This window comes from Kitasatospora sp. DSM 101779 (assembly GCF_025655475.1).
GTDB lineage: Bacteria > Actinomycetota > Actinomycetes > Streptomycetales > Streptomycetaceae > Kitasatospora.
In genome coordinates this window covers 1-2,196 of sequence record NZ_JAHTIK010000014.1, presented here as the reverse complement: position 1 = coordinate 2,196, position 2,196 = coordinate 1, and the positions used below count along the sequence as shown (strand labels likewise).

The window sequence follows — 2,196 nt, the reverse complement described above, 5'->3', positions numbered from 1 at the left end:
CGCCGGGACGGGGTCGGGGGGCGCCACGCAACCCGGCGCGGCCCCGGCGGGTGCTGCGGCGGCTCCGGCCGGAGGCGCGGCCCCACCGGCGGCGGGCGACGCAGGGGCGGGTTCGGGCAAGCAGGCGCCGGGCACGGGGAACCAGACGATGGGGCGCCTCCACCTGCCCGACACCTTCCTCGGGATGAAGCGCGACGACCACGCCCCCGGGACCGCGGCGATGCGGCAGCAGGCCGAGGCCATAGCGCAGGACGACCCGCACAAGCACGTCATCGTGACCACGTACAAGAGCGGCCAGTTCGGGGAGAACCACATGGAGGTCTTCGCGGTCGAGAGCGACGTCCCGTTCTCCGAGAAGGACCGCACCGAGGCGCTGGCCGACATGAACGACGGCTCGGCGGACGTGCCGGGCATGAAGGTGACCCATGGCGAGGTCAAGGACGCGGACCCGGGACCGCTGGGCGGCGTCATGAAATGCAAGGCCACCTTCACGAAGATCGAATCGACGGACGCGTCCGGCAACCACCAGTTCAGCTCGACCATCTGTGCGTGGCTGGACGGAAACACCTACGTGACCGTCGTCGACGGCGACAGCACGACCGGGCTCGCCAAGGCCGAGGACCACGCCCGCCAGTTCCGCGCGCAAGCAGAGACCCGCCGGTAGCACGCCCACCTCCGAGAGCAGGCGCCACCGACCCAAAGGAGGCCGTGGCCTGCCCTCTCGCGCAGGCCACGGCCTCCAAGATCTGTGAACACCGATTCCGAGCGCTCGGTCACACCCGGACCAGCGCCCGATACACCCCGACATTACGTCCGCTTTGGAGCCCCTGTCGGCCTCATGAACCTCCCCCGGAGCTCCAATCCGCGGCCCTCCCATGAGAAGACACCTGCCGCTGCCGCTGCTCCCATACATGGGGACCGCACCCGAGCCTTGTCGGTGCAGGGCGTGATGACGGCCTGTGTGACCGGCACCGCAGACCCTGCCCCGTCCTGGTTGCCCGGCTACGAGGACGGCCCGTTCACCCCCTACCCCGAGCTCCTGGAGGATCCGCTCTTCTGGCTCTCGCACCTCGGCTCGTGCGCCCGCAGCCGGCAAGCCCGACAGCTGCTGTTCGGTGCGGACTGCGAAGCTGCCCAAGACTTCTACCGCGCCCTGTGGGACAGGGAGGACCGGCCACTGTTCACCGTCCCGCTCACTGACGGCCACCGCTTCCAGGTCGTCCACCGCACCATCGACGGCGACCGCGGCACCGACTACCTCCTGCACCACTCCACCTGGGACACCGCCGAACTCCTCGCCCAGGACGACGGTCACTTCATGGGACCCGCCCTGTCCTGGCCAGAGCTCGCCGCCGCCGCCGACCTTCCGCCCGGCCCCGGCATGCCTGACGGCGGGCATCCGCGATGCGCATGCCCGCCTGCTGCTCCTGTTGCCCGCCATGGGCGACAACAGCCCGCCCACCGCCGCTCCCCGCCTGGCCGCCGCGCTACGTGCCCGCGCGGCCGTCGAGGACCCCGACCACCTGGCACGCCTCCTCCTGGAACAGCAGGGGCAACCCGGACCCGCCCACTGGCGGACCACCCAGGACGGGGTGCGCGTCAACGACGGCCGCTACTCCTACCGCAATCCCGCCAACCCCTTCGCCCTCCCGCGGAACCGCCTTGCCAGGGTCTTTGCCGCCGGGGCGAGGAAGCCGAGCAGGTCCTCCGGATGCCGCAGCAGGGCCCGGCCGATCTTGCCCGCCCACGGCTCGGGCTCGACGAACGGTCTGGCCTCGTACTGGGCGACCAACTCACCCGGTGCTCGCGAGTGCAGCCGGTCACCAGGCGCCCGACGTCGTACTGCGGATCGTTGGAGTGCACCACGGACGAGTCGCGGACCAGCGCATAGAACCCTCTTCCCGCAGGGACCACCGCCCCGCACAGATCGCACAGCTCTGGCACTGCCTCGCCCTGGACCTCCTCGGTCTGGCTCTGTTCACGGCGGTGCTTCTGAACGGTGGTTGCGGGTGGGGTTCAGTGGCCGGCGCTGACGCCGCCGTCGACGTGCAGGATCTCGCCGGTGACGAAGGGGGCGTTCTCCAGGTAGAGGACGGCGCCGACGATGTCGGTGATCTCGCCGAGGCGGTGGACGGGCTGGAGAGCGGCGAGGAAGTCGTGGGTCTCGGGGGCGTACATGGAGGTACGGATCGTCCC

At 70.8% G+C, this 2,196-nt stretch carries 2 protein-coding genes; one reads left to right on the top strand and one right to left on the bottom strand.

The annotated features are described in order from the left end of the window. The first annotated feature begins 148 nt into the window (after window positions 1-148). Window positions 149-664: a hypothetical protein gene (locus tag KSNIM_RS38980; RefSeq protein ID WP_263108386.1), complete on the top strand. Its 516-nt coding sequence runs from the start codon at window positions 149-151 to the stop codon at window positions 662-664. Between the two features lie 1,352 nt (window positions 665-2,016). Here KSNIM_RS38980 and KSNIM_RS38975 read toward each other — a convergent pair. Beyond that, on the bottom strand, window positions 2,017-2,196 hold a 180-nt coding region (locus KSNIM_RS38975), incomplete at its 5' end, for an SDR family oxidoreductase (RefSeq protein WP_263108385.1).